Annotated in this window: 18 protein-coding genes; 8 read left to right on the top strand and 10 right to left on the bottom strand. The window is 37.4% G+C overall.

The features are described 5' to 3' along the window. Positions 1–336: 336 nt before the first annotated feature. From ALFOR1_RS08090 to ALFOR1_RS08065, 6 genes are all read right to left on the bottom strand, one after another. Entirely contained in the window at positions 337–1,296 is a 960-nt protein-coding gene (locus ALFOR1_RS08090; RefSeq protein ID WP_104642642.1) for a sugar-binding transcriptional regulator, read from the bottom strand. 203 nt (positions 1,297–1,499) lie between these two features. Then, complete coding sequence (locus ALFOR1_RS08085) at positions 1,500–2,513, bottom strand: ABC transporter ATP-binding protein (RefSeq protein ID WP_104642641.1); 1,014 nt, start codon at positions 2,511–2,513, stop codon at positions 1,500–1,502. Positions 2,514–2,523: 10 nt separating this feature from the next. Beyond that, on the bottom strand, positions 2,524–3,354 hold the full coding sequence (locus ALFOR1_RS08080) for a carbohydrate ABC transporter permease (protein ID WP_104642640.1): 831 nt from the start codon (positions 3,352–3,354) through the stop codon (positions 2,524–2,526). A 3-nt stretch (positions 3,355–3,357) separates the two neighbouring features. Then, the gene (locus ALFOR1_RS08075) at positions 3,358–4,230 is read right to left on the bottom strand and encodes a carbohydrate ABC transporter permease (RefSeq protein ID WP_058550034.1); all 873 of its coding nucleotides are present in this window, start codon (positions 4,228–4,230) and stop codon (positions 3,358–3,360) included. A 124-nt stretch (positions 4,231–4,354) separates the two neighbouring features. Next, positions 4,355–5,662, bottom strand: coding sequence for an ABC transporter substrate-binding protein (locus ALFOR1_RS08070; RefSeq protein ID WP_104642639.1), 1,308 nt, complete (start codon positions 5,660–5,662; stop codon positions 4,355–4,357). Between the two features lie 144 nt (positions 5,663–5,806). Next, entirely contained in the window at positions 5,807–7,138 is a 1,332-nt protein-coding gene (locus tag ALFOR1_RS08065; protein WP_104642638.1) for a hypothetical protein, read from the bottom strand. Between the two features lie 775 nt (positions 7,139–7,913). Here ALFOR1_RS08065 and ALFOR1_RS08060 point away from each other — a divergent pair. Genes ALFOR1_RS08060 through ALFOR1_RS08040 form a run of 5 tightly spaced genes read left to right on the top strand, consistent with a single transcriptional unit; the run spans position 7,914 to position 13,508 of the window. Beyond that, on the top strand, positions 7,914–8,297 hold the full coding sequence (locus ALFOR1_RS08060) for a response regulator (RefSeq protein WP_058550031.1): 384 nt from the start codon (positions 7,914–7,916) through the stop codon (positions 8,295–8,297). Between the two features lie 12 nt (positions 8,298–8,309). Next, positions 8,310–9,215 carry an AAA family ATPase gene (locus ALFOR1_RS08055; RefSeq protein WP_104642637.1) on the top strand — a complete coding sequence of 302 codons (906 nt, stop codon included), beginning with the start codon at positions 8,310–8,312 and terminating at the stop codon, positions 9,213–9,215. Between the two features lie 5 nt (positions 9,216–9,220). After that, positions 9,221–10,207 carry a DUF58 domain-containing protein gene (locus ALFOR1_RS08050; protein WP_104642636.1) on the top strand — a complete coding sequence of 329 codons (987 nt, stop codon included), beginning with the start codon at positions 9,221–9,223 and terminating at the stop codon, positions 10,205–10,207. Beyond that, positions 10,207–12,177, top strand: coding sequence for a transglutaminase family protein (locus ALFOR1_RS08045; protein ID WP_104642635.1), 1,971 nt, complete (start codon positions 10,207–10,209; stop codon positions 12,175–12,177). The genes ALFOR1_RS08050 and ALFOR1_RS08045 overlap by 1 nt, the downstream gene beginning before the upstream one ends. Before the next feature lie 8 nt (positions 12,178–12,185). Further along, the gene (locus ALFOR1_RS08040; protein WP_104642634.1) at positions 12,186–13,508 is read left to right on the top strand and encodes a Na+/H+ antiporter family protein; all 1,323 of its coding nucleotides are present in this window, start codon (positions 12,186–12,188) and stop codon (positions 13,506–13,508) included. A gap of 185 nt (positions 13,509–13,693) precedes the next feature. On the opposite strand, the gene ALFOR1_RS08035 is transcribed toward ALFOR1_RS08040, so the two are convergent. The 3 genes from ALFOR1_RS08035 to ALFOR1_RS08025 are packed head-to-tail and all read right to left on the bottom strand — an operon-like array spanning position 13,694 to position 15,802. Beyond that, positions 13,694–14,128 carry an acyl-CoA thioesterase gene (locus tag ALFOR1_RS08035; protein WP_104642633.1) on the bottom strand — a complete coding sequence of 145 codons (435 nt, stop codon included), beginning with the start codon at positions 14,126–14,128 and terminating at the stop codon, positions 13,694–13,696. A gap of 5 nt (positions 14,129–14,133) precedes the next feature. After that, positions 14,134–14,952, bottom strand: coding sequence for a M23 family metallopeptidase (locus ALFOR1_RS08030; RefSeq protein ID WP_058550025.1), 819 nt, complete (start codon positions 14,950–14,952; stop codon positions 14,134–14,136). Further along, complete coding sequence (locus tag ALFOR1_RS08025; protein WP_104642632.1) at positions 14,945–15,802, bottom strand: 6-carboxytetrahydropterin synthase; 858 nt, start codon at positions 15,800–15,802, stop codon at positions 14,945–14,947. The genes ALFOR1_RS08030 and ALFOR1_RS08025 overlap by 8 nt, the downstream gene beginning before the upstream one ends. Positions 15,803–16,005: 203 nt before the next feature. Between ALFOR1_RS08025 and fabA the strand changes: the two genes are divergently transcribed. Next, positions 16,006–16,521, top strand: coding sequence for a bifunctional 3-hydroxydecanoyl-ACP dehydratase/trans-2-decenoyl-ACP isomerase (fabA, locus tag ALFOR1_RS08020; RefSeq protein WP_058550023.1), 516 nt, complete (start codon positions 16,006–16,008; stop codon positions 16,519–16,521). A 68-nt stretch (positions 16,522–16,589) separates the two neighbouring features. Here the strand turns inward: fabA and rmf are convergent, their stop codons facing one another. After that, the gene (rmf, locus tag ALFOR1_RS08015) at positions 16,590–16,760 is read right to left on the bottom strand and encodes a ribosome modulation factor (protein ID WP_004586522.1); all 171 of its coding nucleotides are present in this window, start codon (positions 16,758–16,760) and stop codon (positions 16,590–16,592) included. 427 nt (positions 16,761–17,187) lie between these two features. Here rmf and acuR point away from each other — a divergent pair, with 427 nt between their 5' ends. Both acuR and acuI read left to right on the top strand, forming a co-directional pair. After that, positions 17,188–17,823 carry an acrylate utilization transcriptional regulator AcuR gene (gene acuR, locus ALFOR1_RS08010; RefSeq protein WP_104642631.1) on the top strand — a complete coding sequence of 212 codons (636 nt, stop codon included), beginning with the start codon at positions 17,188–17,190 and terminating at the stop codon, positions 17,821–17,823. A 49-nt stretch (positions 17,824–17,872) separates the two neighbouring features. Continuing rightward, positions 17,873–18,865 carry an acrylyl-CoA reductase (NADPH) gene (gene acuI, locus ALFOR1_RS08005; RefSeq protein ID WP_104642630.1) on the top strand — a complete coding sequence of 331 codons (993 nt, stop codon included), beginning with the start codon at positions 17,873–17,875 and terminating at the stop codon, positions 18,863–18,865. Positions 18,866–18,938 lie beyond the last annotated feature (73 nt).

Raw genomic sequence — 18,938 nt, 5'->3', positions numbered from 1 at the left:
ATATAGCTTGGATATTAAAAGTCAAATACACATATAAATTAGTAACTTATATACACAATATACACTTTATAAGTTACTATATATTATAGACGGTATCGGACATAAGCTAGGTTTGTACATGTGGTGTATTACTTTAAAAATTAGTGCTTTATGTAAATACTTACAAAGGCTAACTAAAAAAAAAGCTATAACTAATAACTACAGCGGCTATCATAAATCCATATTTTCTTAATAGCTGAATAAAACTTAATAAAGCTTAGATATTTTCCTAATCACTTAAACTTAAATAACCCATTTTAATTTACTGGTATATGAGTTTTAAACATTAGCAAATTATTATTCAATACTTAGCAATCGTTCTGCTGTGTATTCGTTAGTAATTAAACCGCTGATCATATTAGACCTAACAGCGCCAAGTATTGCTAAAACTTTATCTTCACCAGCAGCAATTGCGTAAATTTGTTTATTACCTTCAATTTTTAAAGGCGTACTGGCAACACGTTGGTTTACCGTGCAATCAATTAGTTGGCCACGCTTATCGTAAACCCAGCTAATCATTTCGCCAACGGCTCCTAAATTTTGTAGCTCTTTAAGTTCTTGCTCATCAATAAATCCATCAATATGCAGTGGCGATTTTTCACCTAAGCTACCTACACCCACAAATGTAACATCGGCTTTAGTAGCCAGTCTTAAGTTACTGGTAATGTTATGCTGTGCATGGAGTTGTTGTTTTTCTTCAATACTTCTTGGTAATACCGGCAATGGCATTGGATAATGTTTAGCATTAATATGCTCGGCCATTCTTACCACAACATCGTATGGTGACGCCGACCCATCAAGTGCCATATTACCAAGCATGGCCACTACTTTATGTTGACTACAATCAAGCGTTGGTAATTCATCAACACATGCACGTAATACACGCCCAGTACCCATAGCTAATATTTTTGGTGTTTTTGATTTTAAATGGCGCTGAATTTCTGCCGCGCCAGCTTGTGCTAAACCAACGGTAGAGTTTGGATCTGAGCCGTCACTTGGTACAACTTCACATGATTCTAATCCAAATCGATTTTTTATTTTTTCAGCTAAATCCATGCATTTAGCTATTGGATGTTCAAGCCTGACTTTAATTAGCCCTTGGCTTACAGATAAAGCGACCATTCGTTGTGCAGATTGGCGAGATACATTTAGCTTTTTAGCTATTTCGTCCTGGGTTTTACCGGCAACGTAATATAACCACCCTGCTCTTGCTGCATCATCAAGCTTACGTATTTCTGTATTTGATAGCTTTGCCACTTAAACCTCTTAATATCAAAGGATCGTGTCCTTGGGTTCGATAACTTTTAGAAAAAATTACTAAAAATACACCGCAATTAATCATTTTATAATATTCGTAAATATATCATTGATTTATAAAATGCCGAAGCGCCACATTAAGTTAATAACCAATACTATATACGTAAACGAGCTAGTATAAAGTATTGGTGTATTTTTACGCTTTAAGGTGCGGCGTTTTTAATAGTTAAGCCGTTTTTATCAAACCAATGTACTTTATGCTCAGGCGCACTTAAGTAAATAGTATCACCATATTTTAAAGGGCAATCACCATCCGCTTTTACTGTTACTGTACTGCCATCTTCGATAGTTACATGTAAAAAGCTTTCAGAACCTAAATGCTCTATAACACCTACAGTACCTTGCCAAGTACCAGAGTCAGTGGAAATTTCAAAGTGCTCTGGGCGTACACCTAAACTGTGTGTTTGCGCATTGCTATCGTTAGTTACATCAATAAAGTTCATTTTTGGAGAGCCAATAAAGCCCGCTACAAATTTATTTACCGGGTGTTGGTATAGCTCAAGCGGAGTCCCTACTTGCTCTATAATTCCACCATTAAATACTGCGATTCTGTCAGCCATTGTCATGGCTTCAACTTGGTCGTGAGTAACATAAATCATTGTTGTAGCTAAGCTTTTATGTAACTCAGATATTTCTAAACGCATATTTACACGAAGCGATGCATCTAAATTTGACAGTGGTTCATCGAATAAAAACGCCGATGGCTGCCTAACAATTGCACGCCCTATCGCTACACGTTGGCGTTGACCACCAGATAACTGACCTGGTTTACGGTCTAAGTAGTCTGTTAAATTTAATATTTTAGCGGCGTTCGCTATTTTAGACTCTATTTCAGCTGGGCTCACTTTTGCACGTTTTAGTGGAAAAGCAATATTATTACGCACGCTCATATGCGGGTATAAAGCATATGATTGAAATACCATTGCCAAACCACGCTTTGCAGGTGGTGTATGTGTTGCATCTTGCCCGTCTATTTCAATATTGCCACTTGTTGTGTCTTCAAGCCCAGCAATCATGCGTAAAAGTGTTGATTTACCGCAGCCCGATGGCCCAACAAATACAATAAATTCACCGTCTTTAATCTCTAAATCGAGAGGTTTTATTACGTTTACTTCATCAAAGTTTTTAGTTACTTTTTTTAGTGTGATGCTGCCCATGTGTGTTCTCCTACTTTACTGCGCCAAAGCTTAAGCCGCGCACTAATTGTTTTTGACTAAACCAACCAAGAATTAATATTGGCACAATGGCCATGGCAGAAGCTGCCGATAATTTGGCGTAAAATAACCCTTCAGGGCTTGAGTAACTGGCAATAAATGCCGTTAACGGTGCGGCATTTGCAGCGGTTAATATAAGTGTCCAAAATGCTTCATTCCATGCCAAAATTACGTTTAATAGTAATGTTGAGGCAATACCTGGTAAGGCAATTGGGAGTAAAACATGAAATATTTCTTCACCAATTGTTGCGCCATCCATGCGTGATGCTTCTAAAATCTCCCCTGGGATCTCTCTAAAATAGGTGTATAACATCCACACCATTATTGGTAAGTTAATTAATGTCATTACAATGACTAAGCCGAGCTTTGTATCAAGTAGTGCAAAGTCTCTGAATAATAAGTAAATCGGAATTAACACCCCAACAGGTGGTAACATTTTTGTAGAAAGCATCCACATTAGAAGGTTTTTAGTTTTTTTAGTTTGCACAAATGCCATTGACCATGCTGCAGGTACGGCAATCATTAGCCCTAATAAACTTGAACCAAGTGAAATTACAACCGAGTTCCAAAAGTGATCAAAATAAGGCGAACGTGCTAATACATCTTTATAGTTTTCAAGCGTCCAATCGAATGCAAATAACGCAGGGGTTGCTGATATAGCTTCAGCTTCTGTTTTAAAGCTTGTGATTAGCGTCCATAAAATTGGGAAAAATATCATCCCGCTAATTGTCCACGCGGCAAGGGTATAAATTATTTTTGATTTTTTAGTTGATGTAATAGCCATGAATCAACCCTCCAAGTTTTTGCCAATAAGGCGCATTAAAAATATGGCTACTATGTTGGCAATAATAACTGCCACTATGCCCCCTGCTGATCCGCCGCCAACATCAAACTGTAATAGCGATTGGGTATAAATTAAGTAAGTAATATTGGTAGAGGCGTAACCTGGGCCACCACTTGTTGTTACTAATATTTCGGCAAAAATAGACAGTAAAAATATTGTTTCAATTAATATTACAGCGGTAACTGCACGTGATAAGTGCGGTAAAACAATGTAAAAAAACTTACTAAAAGGCCCTGCACCGTCTAAGTCTGCGGCTTCTAGCTGTTCGCGATCTAACGACTGAATAGCAGTAAGTAAAATAAGCGCTGCAAATGGAAGCCACTGCCAAGACACAATAATAATTATTGAAAACAAAGGCATTTGTGCAAAAAAATCAATTGGATCTAAGCCAAGCCAAAGGGCAAAGTGAGCAAATAAACCATTAACAGGGTTCATTAACATGTTCTTCCATACCAATGCCGATACAGTTGGCATTACAAAAAATGGGGCGAGAACCATAATTCGAACATAGTTTCGCCCCCATATCGCTTGGTCGAGGAGAACAGCTAAACCTATACCACCACAAATAGTGATAGCTAATACACCAGTTACTAAGTAAAGGGTGTTAAAAAATGACTCAAAAAAAGCCGGATCAGTTAAAAAGAATTCGTAGTTTAAAAACCCTACAAATTCACGCTCTCCAGGAATGAGTAAGTTGTAATCTACAAATGAGAAATACAATGTCATGCACAGCGGTACTATCATCCAACCGAGTAATAAAATTACGCTAGGAAATAGCATCATGCGTGCAAGCGTACGTGACTGTGTCGTTGCCATAGTGTGGTGACCTTTAAAAAGTCAGCATTAACCCTAGTAAATACCCAATGTGGGGCTTACCAAATAACATAGTAAATGCTGACGAAAAATATGGGGTAAGTTAGGAGCTTACCCACCTACTTAATTATTTTGGGTAGCGCGCTTTTCGCATTGTGCGCTCAACAAGGCGTTGAGATGCATTAAGCGCTTGCTCAACGGTCATTTGCCCCGTAAGTGCGGCTGAAAATTGCTGCCCAACTGCGGTACCAATTCCCTGGAATTCAGGAATGGCCACAAACTGAATACCTACATAAGGTACCGGTTTAACTGTAGGGTTTTTAGGGTCGGCTGAATTAATTGAATCAAGCGTAATTTGTGCAAATGGGGCAGCACTCATGTATTGCTCGTTTTCGTAAAGTGAAGCACGCGTACCGGGTGGTACTTTTGCCCAACCTTTGTTGTCGGCCACAAGTTGGCTGTATTCTTTAGAGGTTGCCCAGCTAATAAATTTCATAGCAGCATCTGATTTTTTACTGCTCGATGGAATAGCAAGGGTCCACGACCATAACCAGTTACCACGTTTACCTAAGCCGTTGTCGGGTGCGAGCGCAAAGCCAACTTTATCGGCAACTTCTGAGTCTTTTTTGTTCGTAACAAATGCGCCAGCTACGGTTGCATCAATCCAAATACCACATTTACCGGTTTGAAATAACGCTAAATTTTCGTTAAAACCATTAGCTGAAGATCCAGCAGGACCCGACTCTTTCATTACATCTACGTAGTATTGAAGTGTTTCTTTCCACTGTGGTGTATTAAATTGTGGTTTCCAGTTTTCATCAAACCAACGTGCGCCAAATGAATTAGCCATTGAGGTAATTAATGCAACATTTTCGCCCCAACCTGCTTTACCGCGTAAACAAAGACCGTATACTCCGTCTTCTTTATTGGTCATAGCTTTTGCCGCTTTTTGAATAAAGCTCCAGGTCGGCGCTTTTGGCATTTCAAGACCCGCTTTTTCCATCAGATCAGTACGGTACATAACCATAGAGCTTTCACCGTAAAATGGTGCAGCGTATAATTTGTTATCTATGGTTAAGCCACTACGAATAGCAGGCAGTAAATCGTCTACATCGTAGTTTTCGCCTAAGTCGTTAAGCTCGGTTAGCCAGTTTTGCTTGCCCCAAATTGGCACTTCATAAGTACCAATTGTCATCACATCATATTGACCGCCTTTTGTCGCTACATCAGTAGTTACACGTTGGCGCAAAATATTCTCTTCAAGTGTTACCCACTTTAATGAGATGTCTGGGTATTTTTGTTCAAAGTTATTACTTAACTCTTTCATGGTGATCATGTCACCATTATTTACAGTTGCGATGGTAATGGTTTCTTTTGCTACAGCATTACTCATAGCCATAACACCGCATGCTAGCATTAATAGTTTAGTTTTCATCAGGGTAACCCTCATAAATTTGTTAAATAAGACGCTTAAATAGTTTAAGTGTTAAACGCCTTAGAAAATAAAGCGATAGCCAATATTCACACTATGAAAAATGTGAATACTGCATTTTTAAGCAAGCTAATACTTGCTACTTATTTAAAATTTAACTGAGATTTCTGAGGTGAATCCGTCAAAACCTGTACCAATTTGGCCACCTGAGTTAGCACCTTCTTCCTGGTTTACATATTCAACTTTTAGAAGTGTGCTATCGTTAAACCAGTAACCGGCGGCTACTTGTAAACGCTCAACCGTATTGTCGTCTTGAGAGATAAGATCTGAAGTGTTTTCTGCTTCTGCGTAACGTGCTGCTACGTATAGTTTTTCAGGAATGATGTATTGTTGTGCTTCTACAACATAGTATTGTACTGAGCTTTCGCCCTCAATTACGCTATTAGAATCGTAAGTTGTGCCGTTTGCATCAGCTACGCCATTTGAATTACCAAAGTAAGTAATACCCGCAACTGCATTACCTGCTGAATCAGCAAAAGTAAAATCGTCTGATGATTTACCAAGCATTAAAATAACACTTGTTTGTGAAGTTGGTTGGTACGCTAGGTTTAATTGAATTGTTGTTTGATCAAGACCTGGCATTACACCTACGTGTGTATCACGCTCACTTGATGGTGAAGCAGAGAAGTTATAGTTTTCACCATCACCAAAACGGTAGTTTGTTGTAGTAACGCCATCTAGGCTAGCTACACCATTTTCAAAGCGTAATTGGTCGCCTTGATTTGCTTGTAAATAGTTAAGGCCAGCTTTAAAACCACCTTCAAATTCTAAAGTACCTTGAAGGCGGTAATTGTATCCTCTGTCTTCTTGAAATGCTTCGCCAAAGCTTGATGTAGTAATGTGACCGGTTACATTGTAAGAGCGGATCAAGCCACTATCATAGCTTTTAGTGTAACTAAGTTGTGCACCGTTTTCTGCAGTTGCGTAATCGGTCATCCCATTACCAATAAGTGCATTGGCTTGGTTATCAGCGCCATCTTGGAAACCTTTAAACTGAAAAGGTGATCCGCCAATGTTACCTAAACGAAGTGTAAGGTTTTCATTTTCTCGTAAATTATCAGTTAAACCTAATAGGTCAAACTCGACACCCGCGTAATCGTTATGAAATGAAAAATCCCGATCACCACCACCAAAGTCATTTGGCTCTTCAGCGATGTCTATATCTGCAGTAATAAATTCGTTGATATGAAATTTAAGCATTAAGTTAGCGCGTATGCGGCCAAAACCAGACGATTGTTCTTCATCTTCAGGGCGAAAAGCACCGTCTTTTGCTTGAATCGACTGGAAGTTTTGCATTGCAAGAAAGTTAACTTCAAGTCGATCTAAGTAATCTGAAACTTCTGCTTGAGCAGGAGTAGATGCTGCCATAGCAGCTGCAATTAAACTAACTGCAAATTTAGTTTTTTTATTATTTAACATTTTAAACTCTCTTTATAGTGTGTTGTGTTTATTCAGCGTGTTGAACCTATCAAAGCCTTACAAACAATTGCTGTGTAGGCAATTAAAGCTTAATGAGCATTAGCTCAACTGATGAGCATAATCACAAATAGATAATGTTACGTCAACGAATATTTATTACAAAGAATTTACAATGTGCGTGAATAATAATTTAAAACATTAATTTTCAAGTAGTTGAGGATATATTTAAAAGATTATTAATTTTATATATATATCTAAGGTCTTGTATTAACGTAGATAAAATTGTTTGATTAGCCCTTTTTGTTACTTCTGTTGCAAAATAAAAAAGAGTTAACATGTTAGGCATCAAGGTGTGTTGATCTTTAGTGGGCGAACTTACAGCAAACTGATTGGTTTTTAGGCAAGGCAGAGCCTATGTAGCGTGGTTATTCCCCATGAATAGGCAATAACGCAACATAAATACCAAGCATGCGCTGCCATTTAGGTTTTTTATAGGAACAATTAACTCTTTGTTGATTGGTTTTTACTTATTCTTACATGGGTATAAGCCAGTAGAGTAACGCAGAGCAGTTACCAAGCCCACTAGGTTACAAAACTCGCATCGCGATTTAATCTTCCTTAGATTGAACAAATTTCAATCCACGAAGTTCAATACGCCCTAGTAAGTATTGGCGCACAAATAATCTAGTTATTTATTGATGTGTTCTTGAGCTTATGGGGGGCTTAGCTTAGTATTGAGTAACTTTAGATGTATTTAAATTAGAAGTAATAACATATGGAATTTGTTCGCCCGTTAGAGCCTATCCTCATTATTGATGATGTTAAGGAAATTCGTGATTATTTAAATCAAATATTAACCGAGTTAGGCTTTGAAGATATTTTAGAAAGTGCAGATTTTAGCTCTGCTAAACCTGTTATGGATAAAAAATCCCCAAGCGTTATATTTGTAGATGTCGACCTTCCTGACTCTGATGGCACCGATATTTTAGATTACATTAATACTACCTACCCACACACTCACGTTGTTATGTGTTCAGGTCATAATAATCTCGAAAATGTACAAAACACATGGGAACTTGGCGCTAAAGGCTTTATTGCAAAACCATTTAATGCAAAAAAAGTAGATACGGTAATGAAGCGTCTTGAATTAATAGAATAAAATAAGGTGAGCATGCAAAGTACTGTTACAGCGATAATCGACGATCTGTCGAGTGTTATTTTTGGAAAAAAGCAGCAAATAAAGCTGGCTCTTACCTGCTTATTTAGTCAAGGGCATTTACTAATTGAAGATTTGCCTGGTATGGGTAAAACAACGCTTTCGCATGCGCTGTCGGCTGTTTTAGGGTTAACCTATCAGCGGGTTCAGTTTACGAGTGATCTATTACCAGCCGATATTATTGGTACTAATGTTTTTAACGCCAGCGAACACAGTTTTACGTTTCATAAAGGCCCTATTTTTAGCCAGGTAGTTTTAGCCGATGAAATTAACCGCGCGGGCCCTAAAACACAAAGCGCTTTACTTGAGGCAATGGAAGAGCAACAAGTAACCGTTGATGGCAAAAAATATTCCCTACCCGATCCATTCTTTGTCATTGCCACACAAAACCCTCTTTATCAGTCAGGAACTTACCCTCTACCAGAGTCTCAACTCGACCGTTTTTTAATGCGTATTAGTTTAGGTTTTCCTCCTAAAGAAGCTGAAAAGCGTCTTATTTTAAATATGCAAAAGCGCGATTATAGCCAGCTACCGCAGCGGATTAACCAGCAAGAATTAGCACAAATTCAAGCACAAATAAGCGACATAACACTAAGTAGCCCTGTGGTTGACTACATAATTGAACTGGTTAATTACACACGAAACAGTAATGCATTTGCAGCGTCTTTATCGCCTCGTGCCAGTATGGCACTAGCTAAAGCAGCAAAAGCCTGGGCTTATATTGACGGACGTGACTTTGTAATGCCTGAAGATTTACAAGCTATTTTTGCAAGTGTGTGTCAGCACCGCTTAGGTTTACATAATGAATCTGGGGATGAGCAAGTAAATAGTATATTAAATGCTGTTTTGGTTCCGGTATAAGCTTTATGCCAAAAAAAGTAGCTAAAGGCCCTTCTTTATTTAAGTCATTTAAAACTCGTGTATTCAATAAATTTTTAAAAAATAAGCATTTAAAAAACACTATTACACTAGAACATAAAACAATTTACGTATTACCTTCATCACTTGGTTGGTATTTTATAGTTGTAGCTGTATTAAATTTTGTTATGGGTATTAATTATCAAAATAATTTAATTTTGATAATGGCTTACTTAATGTTTGTTGTAATTATAATTGCTGTACTTATGGGTTATAGCAACGCAAAAGGTTTAACGGTCAAATTTAAAGACACGTTTAATAGTTTCTCCCCTCAAAAACCTCAAATAAAGTTTGAACTACAAAGCCCTAATGTGTGCCAATCAGTAAGCTTAACCTACCAAGGTACAGTACAAACTAGTCAACACGTTGATCAGGTAAGTAGTAAGACTCAGCTATTATCACTGCCTTTACCTTATTTTTTACGGGGTAAATACGACATACAACGAATTAAAATTTCAAGTAACTACCCTTTTGGTTTAGTAAGTGTATGGAGCTACATTCAATTACAAACGTACGTATTTGTATATCCATCACTTGAAAAGGTGTTAAGTGATGCTCACGTTAATGCGTTAGACGAGCAAAGTGATAATGGTATAGCTAAAGAAGTTGGCAGTGACGAATTTGAATCTCTCTTGCCTCACTTACCAGAGACGGGGTTACATAGAGTATCGTGGAAACATTATGCTAAAACGCAGCAACTTTTAGTAAAAGAATTCGTTGATTATAAAAAAGCGAATGCCCTATTTGATTTTACTTTTATGAATGGCGACACAGAGCAGCGTTTGAGTCAGTTATGTTTTTTAGTTTGCGAAGCAAGTGAGCAAAACACGCCTTTTATGTTAAAACTCCCAGGTAAAATAGTTAATACCAATACCGGACTTGAGCATAAGCAACATTGCTTAGCATTATTAAGCACATTTAAAGGTGGTGTGTAGTGCACGAAATTAAAAACGAAAAAGTTATTAATTACTCCATGTGCTTTATTTATGCATGTTTAGTCATATTTTTTATTGCTCATCTACCTGTTGTTTTTATAAGTGTTTTGGCTGTTATTTGTGCGTGGAACTTTTACTTAACATATAACAATAAACCTAAGCCTAACTCTATTTTGGCAAACATACTTGCAGGCGCTGCATTGGTATTAATGTTATTTAGTGTTGGAATGTCCGATACTGTTATTTTGTTTGTAGCCATGTTAATGCTTTCGAGCTTATTTAAATTACTGCAGGCTAAAACTAAAAAACATTACCACGTAATTACAACACTTACGTTTTTCTCGCTTTCGTCCGTTTATTTATTTAATCAAAGTATTTTAACCACACTTACGGTGAGTGGTTTATACATTTTAAATTTTGCAGTACTTGGTTTATTAGAATCAAAACATAATTTAAAAATAGCCTCTAAGCAAAGTGGTAAATTACTACTATTAGCACTGCCTTTAGCGATCTTCTTATTACTGTTTTTACCTAAAATGCCGGCATTTTGGCAATTACCAGGGCCAAAATTAGCTAAAACGGGGCTTTCTGAGCAGGTTGACCCCTTTGATATTGCAAAACTTTCTAACTCTGATGAGCTCGTCTTCAGAGCAACGTTTAATAACTCAGCGCCTAATGCTCCATATTATTGGCGTGCAATTGTACATGATGAATTTAATGGCAACGCATGGCTTACGTCTGACTTTTTAAAATACAATAATTTAAAATCAAACTCTAAAAATGATATTGATGAGCAATTTATTGCAAGCTACTCTGTTATAGCCGAGCCTGCTTCGCAAAAATGGCTTTATGGGCTCTTTTATTCACGTAGCGAATCGCAAAATGTTGAATCAAATACATTGGGGTTATTGCGTAAAAAAAACTATCAGGCAAAAAGTTTACAGTACGATGTAACTAGTACAGGCTTAACAAGCACGCCTCTTAATGACTTTGAAAACAAACGTTACACTTACCTCGCTCATAAAAAAAATGTTAAAGCGGCTTCACTCGCTAAAGATTTAAAACAAAATACGCAAACGGATCGCCAGTTTTATAATCATCTATTACAGTATTTTGTAGATAACAAATTTACTTATACTTTGACGCCAACCCCTATGAGTGGTGATAACACAATAGATCAGTTTTTATTTGATAATAAACGAGGTTTTTGCGGCCATTATGCAAGTGCCGCTGCGTATATTTTTAGAAGTGCGGGTATTCCAGCACGTTTAGCAAGTGGGTATTTAGGCGGAGAATTAAATCTAGATAACAGCACCCTATCCGTTCGCCAATACGATGCACACGCTTGGGTAGAAGTATATATACACAGTGAAGGCTGGGTTGTTTTTGATGCTACAGCAGTAGTAGCACCTGAACGCTTAAACGGGTCGCTTTCGCAAAATGAAGCGCTAAATACAGAGTTTAAAAGTAATTTAGATTTTGGCTTAGTTAGCTTAAGTAACTTCCCTGGCATTAACTGGCTCCGCTTAGAGCTTGAAAACCTTGACTATCAATGGTCTAGTTGGGTACTAGGTTTCGATAAACAAAAGCAAAATGATTTTTTAAAATCGTTATTTGGCAGCCGTAATATTTGGTTGGTACCGCTAATAGTTTTACTTACTATCGGAATATGTTTTATAGCTTATTTTGTTTATTTAAACTTACCTAAACGTGCTACTAAATTAGCGCCTATGGTTAAAGAGTTTTACGAAATACATAAATGGGCTCAAAAACAAAATATAAAAACGCCAAAGCACTTAACACCAAGCCAACAGTTACAAGTGTATATGGAACAATCCCCACAATCTGCGCAATCACTGAGCGCATTTAGCCAGTTATTTAACCAAGTACGTTATGGTAAAAAATCGTTTACTAATGAGCGTAAAACTCAGGCTAAAGATCTGATAAAATTAATTAAAACATCCAAATAGAGAAAACTATGAATGCTGTTGTTATAGGCGTTATTTTAATGCTGGGGCTATCATTGGCCCGTGTAAATGTCATTGTTGCAATGACAATTAGTGCCTTAGTTGCAGGCTTAACTGCAGGTTTAGGTATAAAAGAAAGTGTTGATGCATTTAATTCAGGGCTTTCAGCTGGTGCAGAAATTGCGTTGAGTTACGCAATGTTAGGTGCATTTGCAGTCGCTATTTCTAAATCTGGACTGACACGTATCCTTGCCGATAAATTATTAGATAAAGTAAATGCAAAAGGTAGCACTAACCAAACGTTTTTGAGCTACTTTATTTTATTAATTATTTTAGGGTGTGCTATTTCTTCGCAAAACTTAGTACCAGTACATATTGCGTTTATCCCTATACTAATACCTCCCTTACTTGTTGTCTTTAATCAATTAAAATTAGATAGACGCGCAATAGCATGTATTTTAACGTTTGGATTAGCCACCTCTTACATGGTACTACCTTATGGTTTTGGTGGTATTTACTTGTACTCAATACTTCATAAAAACTTGGTTGATAACGGACTTGATATAGTTAATACACAAGTACCAATGGCTATGATTATTCCTGCAATTGGTATGTTTATAGGCTTACTCATCGCGGTATTTATTACATATAGAAAACGCCGCGAATACAATGCAATGCCTTTAACTACGCAAACTAAAGATTCAGACATTGAAAACCCTAAAAAAGTAATGATAGTTGGCTTATTTGCAGTGCTTTCTTCACTAATTGCACAAAATTTAAGTGGCTCAATGATTTTAGGTGGCTTAGTCGGTGTAATGATATTTAGTGTATTTGGTGTTGTGAAATGGGAAGAAAATGGCGACGTATTTAGCAAAGGCGTTGCGATGATGGCCATGATAGGCTTTATTATGATTTCTGCACAAGGCTTTGCGTCTGTTATGCAAGCAACTGGCGACGTTGCAAGTTTAGTTCACAGCGGTGCCGCTCTTTTTGATGGCAATAAACCATTAGCTGCAGGTGTTATTTTGCTAGTAGGCTTATTAATAACAATGGGAATTGGTAGTTCATTTTCTACAGTGCCGATTATTGCCACTTTGTTTGTACCTTTATGTTTAGACCTTGGTTTTTCAGTTATGGCAACCGCAGCCCTTGTTGGTACAGCGGGTGCTTTAGGTGATGCTGGCTCTCCCGCATCAGATTCAACACTTGGCCCGACATCTGGTTTAAATGCAGATGGTCAACACGATCATATTAGAGATTCTGTTATTCCAACCTTCATCCACTTTAACATCCCACTAATTATATTTGGTTGGATAGCTGCTATGGTACTTTAAGTACGCTTTAAATGAGGTATGGAACTGCCATACCTCTCCTACTACCACATTGATAGAAACTTTTTTATTTAGCTAGATTGCTTAGTTTATTATATAGACATAATTAGTATGATGTGTTCTTTTTGTCTGAAAATATAAGCACCTAAATGGTGCTTATATTTTTCTTAATAACTTTAAATAAAAAGTTATTCTTTAAATCCATTAAGCATTTTATCACAGACTACTGGTGTTGGTCTGTGATCATCATCAACTGCTACAAATGTAAAGCTACCGCTTATAGCAGAGTGCTTATCATCTTTATGCATTGTCTCTAATAAAATATCTACATCTACCTTTAAGCTCGTATTACCAACATGCACTACTTTTGCTATTAACTCTGCAAATGTACCCGCAGGTATTGCTTCTTTAAAATCAACACGGTCAGAAGAAATAGTCACTAATGGCTTTCTACAAAAACGAGTAGCTGCAATAAAAGCCACCTCGTCCATCCAAGCTAAAGCATCACCACCAAAAAGTGTATTATGGTGATTAGTACGACCCGGAAACACCGTTTTAGTAACCGATGTAGTTGAATCTTCTATTCGTTGTGCAATTACAGCATCACGCTCAATGTTAGTCATAGTCTCTACTTTTTATTTGCAAGGGTATCTTGCATTAGTAATGCTGGATCTAGACGTTCACCTTTCCAGTTAAAACGCCAATCTAAATGTGGGCCAGTAACACGACCAGTTGCACCAATTTCAGCTACTTTATTACCTTGAATAATTTTATCACCTACTTTTACATCTAACTTACTTAAATGAATATATGTAGAGGTAACACCGTGGCCATGATCAATAATTAAAGTGCCACCTGAATAATATAAATCAGGCTCAGCATAGACTACAGTTCCACTTATTGGTGCATACACAGGTGAACCTGTTTTATTAGCTATATCTAACCCAAAGTGAGGTCTGCGCGGCTCGCCATTGAAATAACGCTGGCTCCCATAAACACCCGAAATACGTCCCTCTGCTGGCTTCAAAACGGGATCTAAAAAGTATTCTAAGTCTGAATTTACTTCACGCGCTTTACGCACTGCTAAAGCTTCGCGGCTAATTCGAGCACTTACTTCTTTTGGTGGCGACACATATTTTTTTGCCACACCTGTAATTTTGTCAATTTTGTAGTCGCGCTTTGTTATTGCTAAGTGTTGAGTATGTTCTATGCCAGAGCTGTCTACCCAAGTTAACGTATGAGCAGTGTCAGCATCTCTGCCAAAACCAAATACAAAATGGCCATTTTTTGAAAGCTTTAACTCAGTGCCATCTAAAGTTACAGATTTAACATTATCTAACTTACCGGTAACCAAGCCACCTTGCGTAAGGTGCCCTTTTAGTTCAAGCGCCATCGCGTTAAAACTTGCAGAGGTAATTAGTGCTGTTGCCAAAAGTGTTTTAAGCATAACTAATCGATCCTTTTCCGACTCCTTCATAAGCCGTTATTTTTACGTCTTTATCAGGGTATTGAGCTTTTACTTGGCCAGCTACGTGCTCAGCAATACATTCAACCGTAGTATCAACAGGTAAAATATCGCATCGCGACTCACTAATGGCCATTTCAAAATAGCCTTGTGCAGATGTATATGCAAAACACACATCATCAGATTTAGCTGATACGTGTTTTAAATCTTTAGCATCAATTTTATCTTCACTCGTGGCTAGGTAAATATCTTCCCATTTTTGAGACCATTCTTTTTGCAGGCGAGGCATAGAAATACCATCAAGGCTAATACCAATTTGTGAACGATGGCCATGAATAATGCGCTGACAATTACCGTCGTGCTTTTTAAGCCCGTGACTGTAATGATAATAAAAACTTTGGCTATGCTCAGGTTTGAGTTCAAGCTCAATTTTTTCTATGTTGTCTGGTAATTTAGGTAAAATAGTAGCAATTAAAAATTCTGTTACCGATTCAACATTTACTTGCTCTGCATCTATCATGCAATAAGCTTGATGAGGAGCACTCATTGCTAAATGCTTGTTATCACCAAACGTACAATCAAGTGTTTTGTGATTTTCGAATTCATTAACTGAACCTGTAAGGCCTGATGGAATGGCTAATCGGTGATCAATACAGTCATCAATAATGCCTTTGATTTGCTTTTTAACTAAGCCAAAGTCTAATACCATAGACTTGTCGTTTAGCTTACCGTGCAAAGTTAAATCAACAATCCAGCTCTCGCCAACGGCGCCACGTTTGTTACATAAGTAAGAAAAATCAATCACTGTTAGTGAGTTAACAAAAAGGATCATAAACTTCCTTTAAACTGGTTATAAGTCAGGGGTAATTATAATGATTTCTGATTGTAATTGCGCGGTTTTATAGTGCAAAAACCAATCGTATTGATTGATTGGTGATAAAACACGCAATTATTTGATTTTTTAACTGCTCCGAGTTGTTTAGCGTACAAGTGTACGCTAAAGTACTTGGCAATTTCTAAGCGAAGATAAGTGTTATGGAACCTAAAAATAGCTATACAAAAGAAGAGTTGATCCTTTGTGGTCAAGGTGAAATGTTTGGTGAAGGCAACTGTCGTTTACCAAGTGACAACATGTTAATGATGGACCGCATTACTTCTATTACTGCTGACGGCGGAAGCCATGGTAAAGGGGAAATTATTGCTGAGCTTGATATTGACCCGAGCCTTTGGTTTTTCGATTGTCACTTTAAAGGTGACCCTGTAATGCCTGGTTGTTTAGGCCTAGATGCAATGTGGCAGCTAGTTGGCTTTTACTTAGGTTGGTCTGGTGGCCCTGGTCTTGGTCGTGCACTTGGTGTGGGCGAAGTTAAGTTTACAGGCCAAATATTACCAACCAATAAAAAAGTAACATACCGTCTTGAAATGAAACGTGTAATTAAACGTAAACTGTTTATGGGCGTAGCAGATGGTACTGTTGAAGTAGATGGCCGAGTGATCTACGAAGCAAAAGATTTAAAAGTGGGCTTATTTCAAGACACTAGTGCGTTTTAATTTATTAAATTGCTAAACAAAAAGGCCTCCATTTGGAGGCCTTTTTGCTTTAATTCGGTTGTAACTAATTAGGTTTTGTACATGTTGCGGTTTTCAATCGCTTCACGCCAACCTCCTAACCACTCTGACTTAGGATCGATTTGTTGATAAGGGCATAGCTCTTTAGAGCGACCAGCTAAACCTGCTTTAAAACCTTGAGAATGAGCTCTTTCTAAACGATCTCTTTTCTGTCTCTTCATCGGTAATATCCTCACCTTTTTATTTGTATGTTTTTTGTAGCATTAGTGAAATCTACAGTTAATGAATAGTTAATAAAAATGTAAAATTCAAATCGTAAAAGCAATTAAATTATTTGACTTTAACTAAGCTGCTGATGCAAAAATGAATTAACATTTAAAAAAGTAAGTGGTCATACAACATTTAATTTGACCGGTTTTATGCTAAATAAAATGCGACTTAATAATCGCTAAAATGTACTTAAGTACATAAATTACGACTCACCTATTTTCACTTAGTTCCAAACAAAATTGTAACTATGACATTTTTATTTCTATCTAGTAAAAATTCTATATTGAATTAATTTTATACAATTTAAATTTATACTTGATTATTTAAAGTCGATCGGTCTATATTGTACTTAACAAAAAACAACCAGTTTATTTATTTATGCAAAGTAACGATAAAAGTCCAGTAAGGCGTGGGCGCCCTCCTAAAGTGCCACGCGAAAACGCAGATACAAAAGCGCTTTTAATAAGAACAGGGCTTGAAACACTTACTGAGTTTGGCTTTAGCGCTACTGGCTTAGATACAATTTTAAAAAAAGCAGCGGTACCTAAGGGCTCTTTTTATCACTACTTTAAAAGTAAAGAAGCATACGGTATAGCTTTAGTAGATGCCTACGACACTTACTTTATTGCTAAGCTAAATTATTATTTAAAAGATGAGGCCACGCCCCCTTTAGAGCGCATTGTTAATTTTACGCAAAGTGCCATTAAAGGAATGCAAAAATACGAATTTAAACGTGGTTGTTTAGTTGGTAATTTAAATCAAGAACTTAACCACCTAAGTGACGATTTTAAAATACGGTTAATGCAAAGCTATGTTACATGGCAAAAACACCTTGAGCTGTGTTTAAACCAAGCAAAACAACAAGGCACTATTGCTAATAACGTTAACAGCTCTTTGATGAGCGAGTACTTTTGGATTGGTTGGGAAGGCGCGGTTATGCGCGCTAAACTTACCAAAACAAGCACCCCGCTTACTTTGTATACAGAAATGTTTTTACGCGCATTACTAACTTAATGCGCTTTTTTTTACACATTAAAAGACGATCGGTCTAAAAGGATATCCCATGAGCAACCCAATTAAAGCAGTTGTTATTAACAAAGACGAAAATAACTATAGCGCTACTTTAACAACTATCGAAAACAGTGATTTACCAAACGAAAATGTATCGATAGATGTGCTTTACAGTACGCTTAACTATAAAGATGGATTAGCTATTACTGGTAAAGGCCCTGTTGTACGAAGCTTCCCTATGGTGCCTGGCATTGACTTAGTAGGGAGTGTTACTGAGTCCACCAGCGATGAATTTAAAAGTGGCGATAATGTTATTTTAAATGGCTTTGGTGTTGGCGAAAAACATTGGGGTGGCCTTGCTCAAAAAGCGGCACTAAATAGTGATTGGTTAATTCCTCTTCCAGCTGCAATTTCACCAAAGCAAGCTATGCAAATAGGCACCGCAGGATACACTGCAATGCTCAGTGTTATCGCGCTTGAAAAACAAGGTATTACTCCAAGCTCAGGCGAAGTGCTCGTAACCGGTGCTAATGGTGGTGTGGGTAGCTTTGCTATTTATTTATTAAATCAACTTGGCTTTAACGTAACGGCTGCAACAGGTAGATTAGATCAAAGCGATTATTTAAAAGAGTTAGGGGCTTCGCAAGTAATAGATAGAAACGAGCTTTCAAGCCCAGGCAAACCATTACAAAAAGAGCGCTTTGCTGGCGCAATAGACTCTGTAGGAAGCCATACACTCGCCAACATTTGTGCCTCATTAAAATATGGTGGCGTTGTTACAGCATGTGGACTTGCCCAAGGCATGGATTTACCCGCATCAGTTGCGCCTTTTATTTTACGTGGTGTATCGTTAATTGGCATTGATAGCGTAATGCGCCCTAAAGCTGACCGAGTAGAAGCGTGGAATAAATTAGCCACATTAGTTAAAGCAGATTACCTTGATAAAATCTCTAGCGAAATCACGCTAGATCAAGTAATTGATAACGCTGAGTTACTTATGCAAGGGAAAATTCGTGGCCGTGTAGTAGTTAATTGTCAAAGTTAGGCTAATTATCCTGTTAAAGCCTCGGTATTAAATTTATAATACGCTTTGTATTTTTAATAACGAGGCAACACCT

This window comes from Pseudoalteromonas carrageenovora IAM 12662 (assembly GCF_900239935.1).
In the GTDB taxonomy this organism is placed as follows: Bacteria; Pseudomonadota; Gammaproteobacteria; order Enterobacterales; family Alteromonadaceae; genus Pseudoalteromonas; species Pseudoalteromonas carrageenovora.
This window is presented reverse-complemented; position numbering and strand designations above follow the sequence as displayed.